The 17747-nt window shown below is 64.6% G+C and carries 12 protein-coding genes and 1 pseudogene; 6 read left to right on the top strand and 7 right to left on the bottom strand.

The annotated features are described in order from the left end of the window. Positions 1 to 18 precede the first annotated feature (18 nt). The 3 genes from L810_RS32110 to L810_RS32100 all read right to left on the bottom strand — a co-directional run bounded on the left by L810_RS32110 (position 19) and on the right by L810_RS32100 (position 3361). Positions 19 to 1233 carry an HlyD family secretion protein gene (locus L810_RS32110; RefSeq protein WP_021162399.1) on the bottom strand — a complete coding sequence of 405 codons (1215 nt, stop codon included), beginning with the start codon at positions 1231 to 1233 and terminating at the stop codon, positions 19 to 21. A gap of 52 nt (positions 1234 to 1285) precedes the next feature. After that, positions 1286 to 2782, bottom strand: coding sequence for an efflux transporter outer membrane subunit (locus L810_RS32105; RefSeq protein WP_042977013.1), 1497 nt, complete (start codon positions 2780 to 2782; stop codon positions 1286 to 1288). Positions 2783 to 2869: 87 nt separating this feature from the next. Beyond that, positions 2870 to 3361 carry a MarR family winged helix-turn-helix transcriptional regulator gene (locus tag L810_RS32100; protein WP_042977011.1) on the bottom strand — a complete coding sequence of 164 codons (492 nt, stop codon included), beginning with the start codon at positions 3359 to 3361 and terminating at the stop codon, positions 2870 to 2872. A 326-nt stretch (positions 3362 to 3687) separates the two neighbouring features. Between L810_RS32100 and typA the strand changes: the two genes are divergently transcribed. From typA to L810_RS32070, 6 genes are all read left to right on the top strand, one after another. Next, positions 3688 to 5514 carry a translational GTPase TypA gene (gene typA / locus L810_RS32095; RefSeq protein ID WP_021162397.1) on the top strand — a complete coding sequence of 609 codons (1827 nt, stop codon included), beginning with the start codon at positions 3688 to 3690 and terminating at the stop codon, positions 5512 to 5514. Between the two features lie 317 nt (positions 5515 to 5831). Then, positions 5832 to 8696, top strand: a complete 2865-nt coding sequence (locus L810_RS32090) for a 2-oxoglutarate dehydrogenase E1 component (RefSeq protein ID WP_021162396.1) — start codon at positions 5832 to 5834, stop codon at positions 8694 to 8696. 135 nt (positions 8697 to 8831) lie between these two features. Continuing rightward, complete coding sequence (gene odhB, locus L810_RS32085) at positions 8832 to 10106, top strand: 2-oxoglutarate dehydrogenase complex dihydrolipoyllysine-residue succinyltransferase (protein ID WP_042977010.1); 1275 nt, start codon at positions 8832 to 8834, stop codon at positions 10104 to 10106. An 81-nt stretch (positions 10107 to 10187) separates the two neighbouring features. Then, on the top strand, positions 10188 to 11618 hold the full coding sequence (gene lpdA / locus L810_RS32080; protein WP_021162394.1) for a dihydrolipoyl dehydrogenase: 1431 nt from the start codon (positions 10188 to 10190) through the stop codon (positions 11616 to 11618). A gap of 98 nt (positions 11619 to 11716) precedes the next feature. After that, positions 11717 to 12814 (top strand): cell division protein ZapE, encoded by a 1098-nt coding sequence (zapE, locus tag L810_RS32075; RefSeq protein ID WP_027787679.1) that lies wholly within the window; start codon positions 11717 to 11719, stop codon positions 12812 to 12814. Between the two features lie 144 nt (positions 12815 to 12958). Beyond that, positions 12959 to 13369, top strand: coding sequence for a transposase (locus tag L810_RS32070; protein WP_021162392.1), 411 nt, complete (start codon positions 12959 to 12961; stop codon positions 13367 to 13369). Positions 13370 to 13488: 119 nt separating this feature from the next. Here the strand turns inward: L810_RS32070 and L810_RS32065 are convergent, their stop codons facing one another. The 4 genes and pseudogenes from L810_RS32065 to L810_RS48165 all read right to left on the bottom strand — a co-directional run. Next, the gene (locus L810_RS32065; RefSeq protein WP_021162390.1) at positions 13489 to 13950 is read right to left on the bottom strand and encodes a DUF2147 domain-containing protein; all 462 of its coding nucleotides are present in this window, start codon (positions 13948 to 13950) and stop codon (positions 13489 to 13491) included. Positions 13951 to 14116: 166 nt separating this feature from the next. Further along, positions 14117 to 15805 (bottom strand): ShlB/FhaC/HecB family hemolysin secretion/activation protein, encoded by a 1689-nt coding sequence (locus tag L810_RS32060; RefSeq protein WP_021162389.1) that lies wholly within the window; start codon positions 15803 to 15805, stop codon positions 14117 to 14119. Between the two features lie 144 nt (positions 15806 to 15949). Next, positions 15950 to 17371 carry a collagen-like triple helix repeat-containing protein gene (locus L810_RS32055; protein WP_021162387.1) on the bottom strand — a complete coding sequence of 474 codons (1422 nt, stop codon included), beginning with the start codon at positions 17369 to 17371 and terminating at the stop codon, positions 15950 to 15952. Between the two features lie 40 nt (positions 17372 to 17411). Further along, positions 17412 to 17747 (bottom strand): annotated as a pseudogene (locus L810_RS48165) (collagen-like triple helix repeat-containing protein); the annotation flags it as partial.

Below are 17747 nucleotides of genomic sequence, written 5' to 3'. Positions count from 1 at the left end.
TTTCCGGAGTCGGAACGGTTACATCATCTTCGCGACGGCGTTCGACTTCGCCGCAGCCGGCGCCGGTGCGTTGCCGCCGGCATTCTCGGCGACGATGCGGGCGATTTCGGCGTCGGCTTCGTCGCCGTACTTCGCGAACACGTTGGTCTCGTAGACGGTGTTCGGTGCGTTCACGAGCTGGTCGCCGCGTTCGTCCTTGATGTCCACGTCGACCTGCATCGACAGGCCGATGCGCAGCGGGTGCTTGTCGAGATCCTTCGGATCGAGTTCGATACGCACTGGCAGGCGCTGCACGACCTTGATCCAGTTACCCGTCGCGTTCTGCGCCGGCAGCAGCGAGAACGCCGAGCCTGTACCTGCCGAGAAGCCGACCACCTTGCCGTGGTAGACCGCCGACGAGCCGTAGATGTCGGCCGTCAGTTCGACCGGCTGGCCGATGCGCATGTGCTTGAGCTGGACTTCCTTGAAGTTCGCATCGACCCACACCGCGTTCAGCGGCACCACCGACATCAGCGGCGTGCCCGGCGACACGCGCTGGCCGACCTGCACCGAGCGCTTCGCGACATAGCCGGTGACCGGTGCGGGCAGCACGTTACGCGCGTTCGCCAGGTACGCGTCGCGAACCTTCGCGGCTGCGGCCATCACGTTCGGATGCGATGCGATCGTCGTGTTTGCGGTCAGCGCGCGGTTCGACGCGAGTTGCTGCTGCGAGGCGTCGAGCGATGCCTGGGCGGCGCGCACGGCGTCGCGTGCGTGCGAGATTTCTTCCTGCGACACGGCGCCCGTCTGCGCGACGGCCATGCGGCGACGGAGGTCGTCCTCGGCCTTCGACAGGTCGGACTGGCGCAGCGCGACTTGCGCGCGATACTGGTCGTCGTTGACGAACAGGCCGCGCACCTGGCGCACCGTCTGCGCGAGGTTGGCTTCGGCCTGCTGCAGCGCGACCTGCGAGTCGGCCGGGTCGAGCACGACGAGCGGATCGCCGGCCTTCACCGTCTGCGTGTCGTCGGCCTTCACCGCGATCACGGTGCCGGTGACCTGCGGCGTGATCTGCACGACGTTGCCGTTCACGTACGCGTCGTCGGTCCCTTCATGGAAGCGGGCGACGAGGAAGTAGTACAGGCCATACGCGATGGCCGCGATCACGATGACCGCGACGAGCAGCGTCATCATCCGTTTGCGCTTGCCGTTGTTCTGCGGCTGCGCGCTGGCGGCGTTTTGTTGGTCGCTCATGGCGATTTTCTCCGTCCGTTATTTCGAGTGTCTGCGTAGTGGTGGCGCCGGATCAGTTGGCGGCCTGTTTTGTCGGCTTGTCGGCGTCGGGCGCGGCAAGCGGCGTGCCGGTCGCGTCGAACCCGCCGCCCAGCGCCTTGATCAGGGCAAGCTGCATGTCGCGCCGGCGCATCTTCAGGTTGGTCACCGTCTGCTCCGATGCGAGGCGGTTGCTGTCCGCGGTCAGCACCTGCAACTGCGGGGACAGGCCGGCCTTGTAGCGGATGACCGCGAGGTCGTATGCGCGCGTCGATGCGTCGAGGGCGCGTTGCGCATCGCCCATCTGGCGATCGACTGCGCGGATCGACGCGACCTGCGTCGCGACGTCGTTCAGCGCGCTGATCAGCGTCTGGTTGTAGTTCGCCACCGACAGGTCGAAGTCCGCGTAGCGGCCCTTGAGCTGCGCGCGCAGCGCGCCGGCGTCGAAAATCGGCAGGTGGATCGCCGGGCCGAACTGCGCCTGGCGGCTCGCGAAGTTCAGGAATTTGCCCCAGCCGAACGCATCGAAGCCGAAACCGGCCGCAAGGTTTACGTCGGGGTAGAACTCGGCCTTCGCTTCCTTCACGTCGTGCATCGCGGCTTCGACCTGCCAGCGCGCGGCGACGATGTCGGGGCGGCGCGAGACGAGATCGGCCGGCAGGTTGCCGGGCAGTGTGACTTCGCTGCTCGGGTTCATCACGGGTGCCGCGATCTGCAGCCCGCGATCCGGGCCCTTGCCGAGCAGTGCCGCGAGCTGGTAGCGCACCGTCGTGATCTGCCCATCGAGATCGGACAGCGAAGCCTGGGTCGTCGCGATATTGCCGCGGGCCGTCTGGCGTTCGACGTTGGTGTCGAGGCCGGCCGACACGCGGCCGTCGGTGATCTTGCCGACCGTCTCGCGGTTGGTGATCTCGCGTTGGGCGATATCGCGCAGCGCATAGAGCTGCGCGAGCGAGTTGTAGGTGCGTGCGACCGACGACGCGAGCGTGATGCGTGCCTGCTGCATGTCGGCTTCGGCCGCCTTTTCCTGCGACACGGCGGTGTGCAGGCGCTCGCGGTTCTTGCCCCACAGGTCGAGTTCCCACGACGCGCTCGCGAGCGCGTTGTTCTCGCTGTACCACTGGCCGCCGTACGGCGGCGGGAACAGCGCGTTCGACGAATACAGCTCACGCGTCCACGAATAGCTGGCTTCCGCCTTGGGCATCAGGTTCGAGCGCGACGATTCGATGTACGACGACGCCTTTGCGATGCGCGCCTGTGCCTGCGCGATCGACGGATTGCCCTGCAGGGCTTCGTCGATCAGCTTCGGCAGTTGCGGATCGCCGAACTGGCTGGCCCAGTCGAGCGCCGGCCACTGGCCGCCCTGGGCCGGCAGGCTCTGGGCGGATTCGAATTGCGACGCGGGGGCGATCTGCTTGTCGCTCTTGATGCCGATGTAGTTCGCGCAGCCCGCCAGCGCCAGTGCGGCGACCGCGACGGCGACGGCGGTGCGGCACGACCCGGCGCGCACGGACAACGGGGAGGATTTCATCGCGCTGATCCCTGACTCGGAATGAATGATGGACACTGCAAGGATTTCCTTACATTAATCTGTCAAAAGTAATTGTTATGGCAACTATTACGTGATGCTGCCGCCGGCGGTCTCGCAATAGTTGCTGAGAATGCGGCGCAGCATGCTCTTCAGGAACCCGACTTCTTCCGGCGTGAACCCGTCCAGCACCTGGTCGAGCACGCTGCGGAAAATCGGCGGCAGCCGTTCGGCGAGCGCACGGCCTTCGTCGGTCAGCTCGAGGCGCACGACACGTCGATCCTCGATGCTGCGGACACGGGACAGCAGGCCGCGTTTTTCGACCCGATCGAGCAGGCGCGTGACTGCGCTCGCGTCGATCCCGTACTCGCGGGCAAGCTCGGCGGCCGTCGAGCACTTGCCGACCGCGATCATGAACAGCATGCTCGCCTGCGTGCCCGTGATGCCGAGCTCTTCCTGCGTGCGTTGCGTGACGAGGTTGGTCATCACCGACTTCACGCGCGACATCAGATAACCGACGCTGTCGTTCATCTGATACGTGGACAGTGGCGAAACGGGGGATGGGGTAGAAGAATCCGACATAAAACCCTGAAGCTGCAATAGTTGACTAGGCAGCAGTATAGGTACAGTTGCTTGCCGCGGCAAATGTTAATCGAACGGCAAGGGGCGCGCTTTGCGTCGCAAAAATCCCTCATATCAATAAGGTTTTTGTGCCCGACGGCGGCACGGGCTTCGACGGATTGGCGCGTTCGAGGGGAGGGTGTGCTGGCCAGCCTGCTGCGTTGCAACGTGCCGGTCGGTTGCCGACATTCTCACGTGCTATAATTTGTGGCTTTCCAAGCTGCAATGCGCGCGCCCGTGAAAAACGAGCGGGCGCTTTTGCGCGTTCAAACGATTTCCAGGTTTCTATGACCCGCGCCCTTCGCAATATCGCCATCATCGCCCACGTCGACCACGGCAAGACCACGCTCGTCGACCAACTGCTCCGCCAGTCCGGCACCTTCCGCGAGAACCAGCAGATTGCGGAGCGGGTGATGGACTCGAACGACATCGAAAAGGAGCGCGGGATCACGATTCTCGCGAAGAACTGCGCGGTCGAGTACGAAGGCACGCACATCAACATCGTCGACACGCCGGGGCACGCGGACTTCGGCGGCGAGGTGGAGCGCGTGCTGTCGATGGTCGACTCGGTGCTGCTGCTCGTCGACGCGGTCGAGGGCCCGATGCCGCAGACGCGCTTCGTCACGAAGAAGGCGCTGGCGCTCGGCCTGAAGCCGATCGTCATCGTCAACAAGATCGACCGTCCGGGTGCGCGGATCGACTGGGTCATCAACCAGACCTTCGACCTGTTCGACAAGCTTGGCGCAACCGAAGAGCAGCTCGATTTTCCGATCGTCTACGCATCGGGCCTGAACGGCTATGCGTCGCTCGACCCGGCTGCGCGCGAAGGCGACATGCGCCCGCTGTTCGAGGCAGTCCTCGAGCACGTGCCGGTCCGTCCGGCGGATCCGGACGCGCCGCTGCAACTGCAGATCACGTCGCTCGACTATTCGACGTACGTCGGCCGGATCGGCGTCGGCCGCATCACGCGCGGTCGCATCAAGCCGGGCCAGCCGGTCGCGATGCGCTTCGGCCCGGAAGGCGAAGTGCTGAACCGCAAGATCAACCAGGTGCTGTCGTTCACGGGCCTCGAGCGCGTGCAGGTCGAATCGGCCGAGGCGGGCGACATCGTGCTGATCAACGGTATTGAAGACGTCGGTATCGGCGCAACGATCTGCGCGGTCGATACGCCGGAAGCGCTGCCGATGATCACCGTCGACGAGCCGACGCTGACGATGAACTTCCTCGTCAATTCGTCGCCGCTCGCCGGCCGCGAAGGCAAGTTCGTCACGAGCCGCCAGATCCGCGACCGCCTGATGAAGGAACTGAACCACAACGTCGCGCTGCGGGTGAAGGACACCGGAGACGAAACGGTGTTCGAAGTGTCGGGCCGCGGCGAACTGCACCTGACGATTCTCGTCGAGAACATGCGCCGTGAAGGCTATGAGCTGGCCGTGTCGCGTCCGCGCGTCGTGATGCAGGAAATCGACGGCGTGCGTCACGAGCCGTACGAGCTGCTGACCGTCGACGTCGAGGACGAGCATCAGGGTGGCGTGATGGAAGAGCTCGGCCGCCGCAAGGGCGAGATGCTCGACATGGCATCGGACGGCCGTGGCCGCACGCGTCTGGAGTACAAGATCTCGGCGCGTGGCCTGATCGGCTTCCAGAGCGAATTCCTGACGCTCACGCGTGGCACGGGCCTGATGAGCCACATCTTCGACTCGTACGCACCGGTCAAGGACGGTTCGGTCTTCGAGCGCCGCAACGGCGTGCTGATCTCGCAGGACGACGGCGCTGCCGTGGCCTACGCACTGTGGAAGCTGCAGGATCGCGGCCGCATGTTCGTGAAGCCGGGCGATGCGCTCTATGAGGGCATGATCATCGGCATCCACAGCCGCGACAACGACCTCGTCGTGAACCCGATCAAGGGCAAGCAGCTGACCAACGTGCGTGCGTCGGGCACCGACGAAGCCGTGCGCCTGGTGCCGCCGGTCCAGATGTCGCTCGAGTACGCGGTCGAATTCATCGACGACGACGAGCTCGTCGAAGTGACGCCGCAGTCGATCCGCCTGCGCAAGCGCTTCCTGAAGGAGCACGAGCGTCGCCGCGCGAGCCGCGAAGGCGCGGTCGACTAAGCATCGATCGTTCCCGCGCAGGACGAAAAAGGCCGCCTTCGGGTGGCCTTTTTTGCATCTGAACGATGTGCAACCGGGTGCGCTGCAAAACACTGTTCCCGCGGGTCGTGGCAATCCGGCAAAACCCCGTCGCGCGGTGCTTTCAGGCACATTTCGCCGTGAACTCCGGTATCGGTTCTGTGATATGCTGCGCGCACGCAAGTTTTAGGTCCTTCCAAGCAAGACTTGATTCGCAATCCGCTAAACGGTCAGGCCGTGTCGCGGAAGGTTGAGTAACCCGCTATTTCTCGAGAAGCTCGAAGAAAGGTGAGCGTAAAATGTCAGATGTAATGAAGCAGTTTCAGCTGAACTCCTATCTGTTCGGCGGCAATGCTTCGTACGTTGAAGAACTGTACGATGCATACCTCAACAATCCGGCATCGGTGCCGGAGAACTGGCGAGAGTATTTCGACGCGCTGCAGAACGTGCCTGCGACGGACGGCTCGAATGCCAATGACGTCGCTCATTTCCCGATCGTCGAATCGTTCGCCGAGCGTGCGAAGGCCAATGCCTTCATCCCGCGCGAAAGCAGCACCAACCTTGCTGCAGCGCGCAAGCAAGTGCACGTGCAGTCCCTCATCAGCGCTTATCGCTTCCTCGGCTCGCAATGGGCCAATCTCGATCCCCTGAAGCGTCGCGAACGTCCGGCCATTCCCGAACTCGAACCCGCGTTCTACGACTTCTCCGAAGGCGATCTCGACCAGACGTACAGCGCAAGCAACCTGTACTTCGGTTTCGACCAGGCTTCGCTGCGCGACATCGTCAAGGGCCTGCGTGACACGTACTGCGGCACGATCGGCGCCGAGTACATGTACATCAGCGACCCGGAACAGAAACGCTGGTGGCAGGAGCGTCTGGAATCGACCCGCGCGACGCCGAACTTCTCGGCTGACGAGAAGAAGCACATCCTGAATCGCCTGACGGCCGCCGAAGGCCTCGAGCGTTACCTGCATACCAAGTACGTCGGCCAGAAGCGCTTCTCGCTCGAAGGCGGCGAAAGCTTCATCGCGGCGATGGACGAAGTCGTTCAGCACGCGGGCAAGCGCGGCGTGCAGGAAATCATCATCGGCATGGCGCACCGTGGCCGTCTGAACGTGCTGGTCAACACGCTGGGCAAGATGCCGGCCGACCTGTTCGCCGAATTCGAAGGCAAGCACGTCGACGACCTGCCGGCAGGTGACGTGAAGTACCACAAGGGCTTCTCGTCGGACGTGTCGACGGAAGGCGGCCCGGTCCACCTGTCGCTCGCGTTCAACCCGTCGCACCTCGAAATCGTGAACCCGGTGGTCGAAGGTTCCGCGAAGGCGCGGATGGATCGTCGCGGCGACGAAGACGGCCTGCAAGTGCTGCCGGTGCAGATCCACGGCGACGCGGCCTTCGCTGGCCAGGGCGTCGTGATGGAAACGCTGAACCTCGCGCAGACGCGCGGTTACGGCACGCACGGCACGCTGCACATCGTCATCAACAACCAGATCGGCTTCACGACGTCCGACCCGCGCGACGCGCGCTCGACGCTGTACTGTACCGACGTCGTCAAGATGATCGAGGCGCCGGTGCTGCACGTGAACGGCGACGATCCGGAAGCCGTGATCCTCGCGACGCAGATCGCGATCGACTACCGGATGCAGTTCCACAAGGATGTCGTGATCGACATCGTCTGCTTCCGCAAGCTGGGTCACAACGAGCAGGACACGCCGGCGGTCACGCAGCCGCTGATGTACAAGAAGATTGCACAGCACCCGGGCACCCGTGCGCTGTACGCCGAGAAGCTCGTGCAGCAGGGCGTGATCACCGCGGAAGACGCCGACAACTACGTGAAGGCGTACCGCAAGGCGATGGACGACGGTCACCACACGGTCGATCCGGTCCTGTCGAACTACAAGAGCAAGTACGCGGTCGACTGGGTTCCGTTCCTGAACCGCAAGTGGACGGATGCAGCCGACACGGCCGTGCCGCTCGCCGAACTGAAGCGCCTGGGCGAACGCATCACGACGGTCCCGGAAAACTTCAAGGTTCACCCGCTCGTCGAGCGCGTGATCAACGACCGCCGCAACATGGCGCGTGGCGACCAGCCGCTCGACTGGGGCATGGGTGAACACCTCGCGTTCGCGTCGCTCGTCGCATCGGGCTACTCGGTGCGCCTGACGGGCCAGGACTCGGGCCGCGGCACGTTCACGCACCGTCACGCGGTGTTGCACGACCAGAACCGCGAGCGCTGGAACGACGGCACGTACGTGCCGCTGCAGAACATCGCCGACGGTCAGGCGAAGTTCACGGTGATCGACTCGGTGCTGTCGGAAGAAGCGGTGCTGGGCTTCGAATACGGTTACTCGACCGCCGAGCCGAACACGCTCGTGCTGTGGGAAGCCCAGTTCGGCGACTTCGTCAACGGTGCGCAGGTCGTGATCGACCAGTTCATCTCGTCGGGCGAAGTGAAGTGGGGCCGCGTGTCGGGTCTGACGATGCTGCTGCCGCACGGCTACGAAGGCCAGGGTCCGGAACACTCGTCGACGCGTATCGAGCGTTTCCTGCAGCTGTGTGCCGATCACAACATGCAGGTCGTTCAACCGACGACGCCGGCGCAGATTTTCCACCTGCTGCGTCGCCAGATGATCCGCCTGTTCCGCAAGCCGCTGATCGTCGCAACGCCGAAGTCGCTGCTGCGCCACAAGGAAGCGGTGTCGGACCTGTCGGAACTCGCGAAGGGTTCGTTCCAGCCGGTGCTGGGCGAAACCGACGGCGGCATCGACGCGAAGAAGGTCAAGCGCGTGCTGGTGTGCTCGGGCCGCGTGTACTACGACCTCGTCGCGCACCGCCGCGAAGCGAAGGCGAACGACGTCGCGATCATCCGTATCGAGCAGCTGTATCCGTTCGCGCACAAGCAGTTCGAAGCCGAAATCAAGAAGTACGAGAACGCGACTGAAGTGGTCTGGGTGCAGGACGAGCCGCAGAACCAGGGCCCCTGGTTCTACGTCGAGCACCACCTGAAGGAAGGCATGAAGGAAGGGCAGAAGCTGGCATACAGCGGCCGTCCGGCTTCGGCCTCGCCGGCGGTTGGCTACTACGCGAAGCACTACGAGCAGCAGAAGGCCCTCATCGAAGGTGCATTCGGCCGCCTGAAGAGCGCATCGATCGCGAAATAACCGACGGAAGCGAAACGGGAAGGCGCAGCGCGCTTTCCCGTCTCTTTTGGCCCGCCGGGCGCGCTGCGCGCCGCACCGGCCGAAGGAATCGCACGAACCTCGTCACACCCCAGATTAAGCATCCAGGAAAATCACATGGCTATCGTAGAAGTCAAAGTCCCCCAGCTTTCGGAGTCGGTTTCGGAAGCCACCATGCTGCAGTGGAAGAAGAAGCCGGGCGAAGCAGTCGCGCAGGACGAAATCCTGATCGAACTCGAGACCGACAAGGTCGTGCTCGAAGTGCCGGCACCGGCCGCGGGCGTGCTCGCGCAAGTGCTGCAGAACGACGGTGACACCGTCGTTGCCGATCAACTGATCGCTACGATCGATACGGAAGCGAAGGCAGGTGCAGCCGAAGCTGCTGCGGGCGCGGCCGAAGTCAAGCCGGCCGCAGCGCCTGCTGCAGCCGCACCGGCAGCACAGCCGGCTACCGCAACGGCATCGAGCTCGGCTACGGCATCGCCGGCCGCGTCGAAGCTGCTGGCCGAGAAGGGCCTGTCGGCAGGCGACGTCGCAGGTTCGGGCCGCGACGGCCGCGTCACGAAGGGCGACGCGCTGGCCGCGGGCAGCGCACCGAAGGCCGCTCCGGCTGCCGCACCGGCAAAGGCTGCGGCGAAGCCGTCGCTGCCGGAAGTGAAGGTGCCGGCGTCGGCGACGACGTGGCTCAACGATCGTCCGGAACAGCGCGTGCCGATGTCGCGCCTGCGTGCGCGTATCGCCGAGCGTCTGCTCGAATCGCAGCAGACCAACGCGATCCTGACGACGTTCAACGAAGTCAACATGGCTCCGGTCATGGAGCTGCGCAACAAGTACAAGGACAAGTTCGAGAAGGAACATGGCGTGAAGCTCGGCTTCATGTCGTTCTTCGTGAAGGCCGCTGTCCACGCACTGAAGAAGTTCCCGCTCGTGAACGCGTCGATCGACGGTAACGACATCGTCTACCACGGCTACTTCGACATCGGTATCGCCGTCGGCTCGCCGCGCGGCCTCGTCGTGCCGATCCTGCGCAACGCGGATCAGCTGAGCCTCGCCGAGATCGAGAAGAAGATCGCCGAATTCGGCCAGAAGGCGAAGGACGGCAAGCTGTCGATCGAGGAAATGACGGGCGGTACGTTCTCGATCTCGAACGGCGGCGTGTTCGGCTCGATGCTGTCGACCCCGATCATCAACCCGCCGCAATCGGCCATCCTCGGCGTGCACGCGACGAAGGAGCGTCCGGTCGTTGAAAACGGCCAGATCGTGATCCGCCCGATCAACTACCTCGCGCTGTCGTACGACCACCGCATCATCGACGGCCGCGAAGCCGTGCTGTCGCTCGTCGCGATGAAGGATGCGCTGGAAGATCCGGCACGCCTGCTGCTCGACCTGTAAGCCGAGTCTCACTGCATCGACCCGTTCTGCACGTTCGCGCCCGCGCGCGAACGTGCAGGCGTACAAGTAGAAAGGATTGTCATGTCCAAGGAATTTGACGTCGTCGTGATCGGCGCCGGCCCCGGCGGCTACATCGCCGCGATTCGCGCCGCGCAGCTCGGCAAGACCGTTGCCTGTATCGAGAAGTGGAAGAACCCGGCCGGCGCGCTGAAGCTCGGCGGCACCTGCCTGAACGTCGGCTGCATCCCGTCGAAGGCGCTGCTCGCGTCGTCGGAAGAGTTCGAGAACGCGTCGCATCACCTGACCGACCACGGCATCACGGTCGACGGCGTGAAGATCGACGTCGCGAAGATGCTCGGCCGCAAGGACGCGATCGTCGAGAAGATGACGAGCGGGATCGAGTTCCTGTTCAAGAAGAACAAGATCACCTGGCTGAAGGGCCATGGCAAGTTCACCGGCAAGACCGACGCCGGCGTGCAGATCGAAGTGAGCGGCGAGGGTGAAACCGAAGTCGTCACCGCGAAGAACGTGATCATCGCGACGGGCTCGAAGGCGCGTCACCTGCCGGGCATCCCGGTCGACAACAAGATCGTGTCGGACAACGAAGGTGCGCTGACGTTCGACTCGGTGCCGAAGAAGCTCGCCGTGATCGGCGCAGGCGTGATCGGCCTCGAGCTCGGCTCGGTGTGGCGTCGCCTGGGTGCCGAAGTGACGGTGCTCGAGGCGCTGCCGGCATTCCTCGGCGCAGCCGACGAAGCGCTCGCGAAGGAAGCGGCCAAACTGTTCAAGAAGCAGGGCCTCGACATCCATCTCGGCGTGAAGATCGGCGAAGTGAAGGCGACCGCCGACGGCGTGTCGATCGCTTACACGGACAAGGACGGCAACGCGCAGACGCTCGACGCCGACCGCCTGATCGTGTCGGTCGGTCGCGTGCCGAACACCGACAACCTCGGCCTCGAGGCAATCGGCCTGAAGGCGAACGAGCGTGGCTTCATCGACGTGGACGACCACTGCCGCACGGCGGTGCCGAACGTCTACGCGATCGGCGACGTGGTGCGCGGCCCGATGCTCGCGCACAAGGCGGAAGACGAAGGCGTGCTGGTCGCGGAAGTGATCGACGGCCAGAAGCCGCACATCGACTACAACTGCATTCCGTGGGTGATCTACACGTACCCGGAAATCGCATGGGTCGGCAAGACGGAGCAGCAGCTGAAGGCGGAAGGTCGCGAGATCAAGTCGGGCAAGTTCCCGTTCTCGATCAACGGCCGCGCGCTCGGCATGAACGCGCCGGACGGCTTCGTGAAGATGATCGCGGATGCGAAGACCGACGAACTGCTCGGCGTGCACGTGATCGGCGCGAACGCGTCGGACCTGATCGCGGAAGCCGTGGTGGCGATGGAATTCAAGGCGGCGTCGGAAGACATCGCCCGCATCTGCCATCCGCACCCGTCGATGTCGGAAGTGATGCGCGAAGCGGCGCTCGCCGTCGACAAGCGCTCGCTGAACAGCTGAGCGCGGTATAGCGCCGGCCGGCCATCGGCCGGCGCAGCCGTCTCATGACGAGGGCGGGCGGGGTTTCCCGTCCGCCTTCGTTTTTTCCGGTTTGCCCGATGAACGTCACCGAATACTACACGCGCGAACTGACCACGCGCGGCTATCAGTCCGATCCCGCGCAGCGCGCGGCCGTCGATCGCCTGCAGCAATGTTTCGACGAGTGGGTCGAGTACAAGGCGCGCCGCTCGAACGCATTCAAGAAGCTCATCAATCATCCCGACCTCCCGCGCGGCGTCTACATGTGGGGCGGCGTCGGTCGCGGCAAGAGCTTCCTGATGGACAGCTTCTACGCGGTCGTGCCCGTGCAGCGCAAGACGCGCCTGCATTTCCACGAATTCATGCGCGAAGTCCACCGCGAGCTCGAGGAACTGAAAGGGCAGGCCGATCCGCTCGACGAACTCGCGCGGCGTATCGCGAAGCGCTACCGTCTGATCTGCTTCGACGAGTTCCACGTGTCGGACATTGCCGATGCGATGATCCTGTACCGTCTGCTCGACCGCCTGTTCAACAACGGCGTGCAGTTCGTGATGACGTCCAACTACGATCCCGACGACCTGTATCCGGACGGTCTGCATCGCGACCGCATGCTGCCGGCGATTGCGCTGATCAAGGACAAGCTCGACGTGCTGAACGTCGACGCGGGCGTCGATTATCGCCAGCGCACGCTCGCGCAGGTGAAGATGTATCACACGCCGCTCGGCGCGGACGCCGATCGCGAACTGCGCCATGCGTTCGGCAAGCTTGCGGCGGTACCCGATGAAAGCCCGCTCCTGCATATCGAGAAGCGTGAGCTGAAGGCGCTGCGCAAGGCGGACGGCGTCGTGTGGTTCGATTTCGCGACGCTGTGCGGCGGCCCGCGTTCGCAGAACGACTACCTCGAACTGGCGAGCCGCTTCCATGCGATCGTGCTGTCCGAGGTGCCGCAGATGTCGCCGCGGATGGCGTCCGAGGCGCGCCGCTTCACGTGGCTGATCGACGTGCTGTACGACCACAAGGTCAAGCTGCTGATGTCCGCGGCGGTGCCGGCGGAGCAGCTGTACGTCGAGGGCCCGATGGCCAACGAATTCGCGCGCACGGTGTCTCGAATCGTCGAGATGCAGTCGAAGGAGTACCTCGAAACGCCGCGCCGCATCGTCGATACGTCGCTCACGTGAGGGCGATTTCCGGCAATTGACGGTATTCAAACGTCAATTCCGGTCAAATTCAGGTGATCTCGGGGTATTTTCGGACTTGTCTTATATTCATCGTTGAGGTGAGCCGATATCGTTGTGTCATGGTTACCAAGGCTGGAGATGTCCATGACACCGTATCGCGATCTGACCGACCACGAGTGGCGCCGCGTCGCGCCGCTTCTGCCCGAAATGCAGCCGCGCACCGAGTTGCGCGGCCGGCCGCTAGCCAATACCCGTGCCGTGATGAACGGCGTGCTCTGGGTCATCTACAGCGGCGCAACGTGGTCGGCGATGCCGCGCCGTTACCCTTCGTATCAGACATGCCATCGCCGCTTCAAGGTCTGGCACGAGACGGGCACGCTGATGAGCGTGATGCGTGAACTCTACGGCGACTCGGGCGTGAACCTGTGCAATGAATTGTCGGTGCGGATGCGCAAGCATACGCAATCGAAGGCGGCGGAGGCGCGCAGCGGCGTGGTACCCGTGGGTCGCACACCGGGCAGTTATGCGCCGGGTACGATGAAGCACGCAGCCTGATGTCCGCTGTTTACTGCGTTGTTTGCGCCGACGCGCGCACCAAAAGAAAACCGGCCTGACGAATTCATCGTCAGGCCGGTTTTTTCCATTAAGCCGCGCGTTTCAGCGCGCGCCGCGCGTCATTGTTGGCGAACCCAGGTCTGCGAACGGCCGAGCAGCGATACGCCGATATAACCACGCACGACGAGTTTCTGGCCGCCGTCTTCGAGCGTCATCTTGCACTTGTAGACCTTGCCGTTTTCCGGGTCGAGAATGTTGCCGCCGTCCCAGTGGTCGCCTTCCTTCTTCATCGCCTTGATGATCGTCATGCCCTTGATGAGCTGATCCTTGCGCTCGTCCGTGCAGGCGGTGCAGCGGCGATCGGGCGTATCGTTAGCGCCGAGGCCCTTGACGACCTTGCCGGTCAGCGCACCGTCGCCGTCCTCGGCGATCTGCACGAGTGCCTTCGGCTGATGGGTGTTGTCGTCGATCGTCTGCCACATGCCGATGGGGCTGTCTGCCTGTGCGAACGTGGGGGCGGCGCAAGCGAGCAGTGCGCCGGCGAAGGCGATTGCACGCAATGGGCGGGTCAGTTGAATCATTGTCGTCCTCCTTGTTTTGCATGTCGTGTTCGATTTGCCCGCACGACCGTCTGCATGGGGCGGGCATGTTGCGAGCTTCGCCAGAATACGTGAAACCGCGCGCCACGTTTGATAGAGGGGGCTCTAATCGAAACAGCCCGCATGGCGCGGGCTGTTTGGTGACCGATCAGTTGAGCTGATACGAGAATGCGGCGTTGATGCGCGGGCTGCGTGATGCGCTTTCGACTGGCGCGTCGCCCACCGGCTTCGCGACGTTCAGGTCGAGGCTGTAGAAGCGGCTGTCCGTGAAACGCACACCGATGCCGACCGACGACATGCGGTTGGGCGACGGCGTGCCTGAATGCAGGTACACACGCGCCATGTCGTAGGCGATGTACGGCGTCACGGACTTCATATACGTCCAGCCCGGCGTGAAGCCACGGTTGACCTCCAGCGACATCCCCCATCCCGAGTCGCCCGACGCTTCGCCCGGCTGATAGCCGAGCGCGTAGCGCGTCGAGCCGAACGAGATCTGCTCGGACGTCGGCAGTGAGTCAGGGCTGTATTGCCCGGTCAGCGAGACCGACGTGCCGATCCGGAACGGCCATTCGTTGGTTTGCGTGAAGGTCGCGCCGGTACGGACGAAGGTCAGCGACGTCGGGTCGGCGTATGTAACCCCCACACCGTTAACCACGCCAGTCTGCGATTTCGATGCACCGAGGATGTCGAATGCCTTGGCGACATTGACGCTCAGTTTTCGCACCTGCTTCGGTTCGACGCTCGTGTAGTCGAGCTGCAATTGCATCACGCGGACCTGTGACCGGTTTTCGAGGGTATTGCCGTTGGTCTGGCTTTGGTAGCGGTCTTCGTTGTGTGCGGCATAACCCGACACAGTGCCGAGCAGGCTGCGCTGGTTGTTCAGCAGTATCGGATAGGATGCCGAAAGACCAAGCTTCTCGTTCTTGACGGTGCGTTGGACGGACGACGGCAGGCCCGGATTGTCAGTAGGCTTGCCGCGATAGGTGCTTGCATCGAGGCGCGTGATCAGGCCGCTGCTGCCGACGGGCACCGCGCCGCTGAACGCGAAGTAGGTCTGCTTGTCACGCCCTGGCGGCGCCAGTGCGGAGATGCTCAGCTGCTCGCCGAACTTCGTGAGGCCGTTTTCGGTCGCGGTGATGAGGCCCTGTACGCCCGGGTGGTTGAAATCGATACCGGTGCTGACGTTGAATGCCTTGCGGTCGACGGCAAGTTCGAGCGTCGTGGCGCCGTCGGTGGTTTGCGGCGGTGGTACGTTCGCCTTCACCGTGAGGCCGGGCAAGAGGCCGAACGTGTTCACGTAGCGCTCGAACGTTGCGCGGCGCAGCGGGCGATCGTCGGTGATATGCGCTGCGATCGCGCGAATCTTCGATTCCATTGCCCCGGGTTTGCCGGTGACCTTGACGTCCGACACATAGCCTTCGACAACCGTGATGCGCACGACGCCGTTCTCGAACGTTTGCGCGGGAACAAACGCGAACGACAGCGCGTAACCGCGTTCCTGGTAAAGCTTCGTCACGCCGTTGGCGGTTTCGATCAGATCGCCGATCGTGATGTCCTTGCCGACGAGGGGGGTGAAGCGACGCGAGATTTCCTCGAACGGTACCGACTTTACGCCTTCGACCTGGAAGGTCGTCGGTGTCAGGTGGCGCGACAGCAGCTCCTGCAGTTGCGGCGCCTGGGGCGCGACCTGCACGGTTACGTTCGGGCCGGTTTTCGGCGCGTTGATCTGGGGCAGGGAGTCGAGCGGGTTACCGCCGACGCGCGTTTGTGCCTGTGCCGTGCTGGCTGCCGCGATGGCGGCGAGCAGCATCATCCATCTGTCGAGTCTGGATTTCATTGTTCTTCCTCGTAGGCCTTGCTTTTCGTCTTCTTTGTAATGCCGGCGCGCGACACCAGGGTGCCGCGCGCCGCGTGCCGCAATGCCGGTTGTGTTTGTACGGTCGCACCCTCCGCTCCGGCTGCGAAGGTGCGACCGTCCTCCTTACTTGCCAACGCTACCCAGCGTACCCAGCAACCCCGTTACCGGTGCCAGCAGGCCCGTCGAGCCGCCGCCCGACGTTGCCGTTCCCGTGACGCTGCCGACCAGCGACGTGACCGGCGCGAGCGGGCTCGCTCCCCCGGATCCCGCTGCGCCGCCAACTGCTCCGGTGACAGTATTCAGCAAACCGGTGACAGGCGCGAGAGGGTTTGCACTGCCTGCGCCACCCGTTGCGCCGCCGAGCGTGCCCGTGACCGTCGACACGAGATTCGTGACGGGGGCAAGCGGGCCGCCGCTACCGCCCGCCGCACCGCTCAGTGCGCCGGTAACGGTGGAGACGAGGCCCGTGACGGGCGCGAGCGGGCTGCTGCCCGAACCGCCGGTCGCGCCGCCGAGTGCGCCCGTGAGCGAGCCGAGCGGCGTCGAGCCGAGACCCGACAGCAGGCCGCCGAGCGGATTCGTCGAGCCGGAACCCGACGACGTGCCGTTCTGCACGGTCGCCGTCGAGCCGCCGACGAGGCTCGTGATCAGGCCGGGGATCGGCGCCGCGCCGTTCGGGCCGTTCGGGTTGACGAGGCCGCCCGCGTTGGTCACGGTGTTGCCGACCGCCGTCACGAGCTGACCGACGTCGCCGACGAGCGGCTGGCTCGACGTGCCGCCAACCTGCTTGCCGGCCGAGCTGATCGCGCCGCCGACCTGGCCGAGCAGACCCGAGACGGGTTGGCCGAGGCCGGTCGTCGTGCCGACCTGTTGCGTGACCTGGCCCGCGGTGATCACGAGCGGCGTGATCGCCGAGCTGAGCGGCTGCGTCACTTGCTGCACGGCGCCCGACGACAGCGTCGAGCCGATCGTCGTGCCGGCAGCCGTCAAGCCATTGGCCACCGTGTCGAGCACGGTGCCGACCGGCGTCGTGACGGGCGCGAGCGGCGCGAGTTGCCCCGTACCGAGCGCCTTGACCGTGGAGCTCAGGCCGGACACCGTGTTGCTCGTCGCGCCGACCACGTTGCCGAGGCCCGCGACGGTCGTGCCGACCGGATCCTTGGTCGTACCGATCTGTCCCAGCCCGTTGCTCACGGCATCGGCAGCTGCGCCGACGATCGTGCCCGTGCTGGAGAGCGTGCTGCCGACGCCCTTCGTCACACCGTCGCCGAGGCCGGGCACGGTGATGTTGCCGACCGTGCTGCCGAGGTCGGTGGCCGTCTGGCCAACCGTGCTGACGACGCCCTTGGTGCCGGTGGACGTGCCGCTGGTGCCGCTCGTGCTCGGTGTACCGCTCGTGCTGCTGGGGTTGTTGTTGCTGCTGGTCGGCGGCGAACTCACGCCGCCGCCGCCGCAGGCGGCCAGCAGGCAGGCTGCGGCGAAGGCCGTGAGGGGCACGCGCCACTGGTGCAGGGCGGCTGTCGTGAGAGAACGTTGCTGGGACATGATTGACTCCTCGCTGTCTTGTCGATTGATGGATGTTGGTTTACTTGCCGTGCGTGCCACCGAGCAGGCCGCCGATCAGCGACGTGACCGGTGCGAGCGGATTCGACGCCGAGCCCGAGTTCGTGACGGCGCCCGTGCCGCCGGTCAATGCCGGTGCGCCGACCGCGCTCGTTACCGTGGACACGACGTTCGTCACCGGGGCGAGCGGGCTGCTGCCGCCTGCGCCGCCTGTTGCGCCGCCGAGGGCGCCCGTCACGGTACCGAGCAGACCCGTGACCGGTGCGAGCGGGCCGCCGCTGCCACCTGCTGCGCCGCCGAGTGCGCCCGTGACCGTCGAGACGAGGCCGGTGACCGGTGCGAGCGGGCCGCCGCTGCC

Origin of the sequence: Burkholderia sp. AU4i (genome assembly GCF_000466765.1) — a bacterium.
Classification (GTDB): domain Bacteria; phylum Pseudomonadota; class Gammaproteobacteria; order Burkholderiales; family Burkholderiaceae; genus Burkholderia; species Burkholderia cepacia.
Note: the sequence above shows the minus strand (reverse complement) of the source record. Positions and strands in the feature narration are given on the sequence as shown.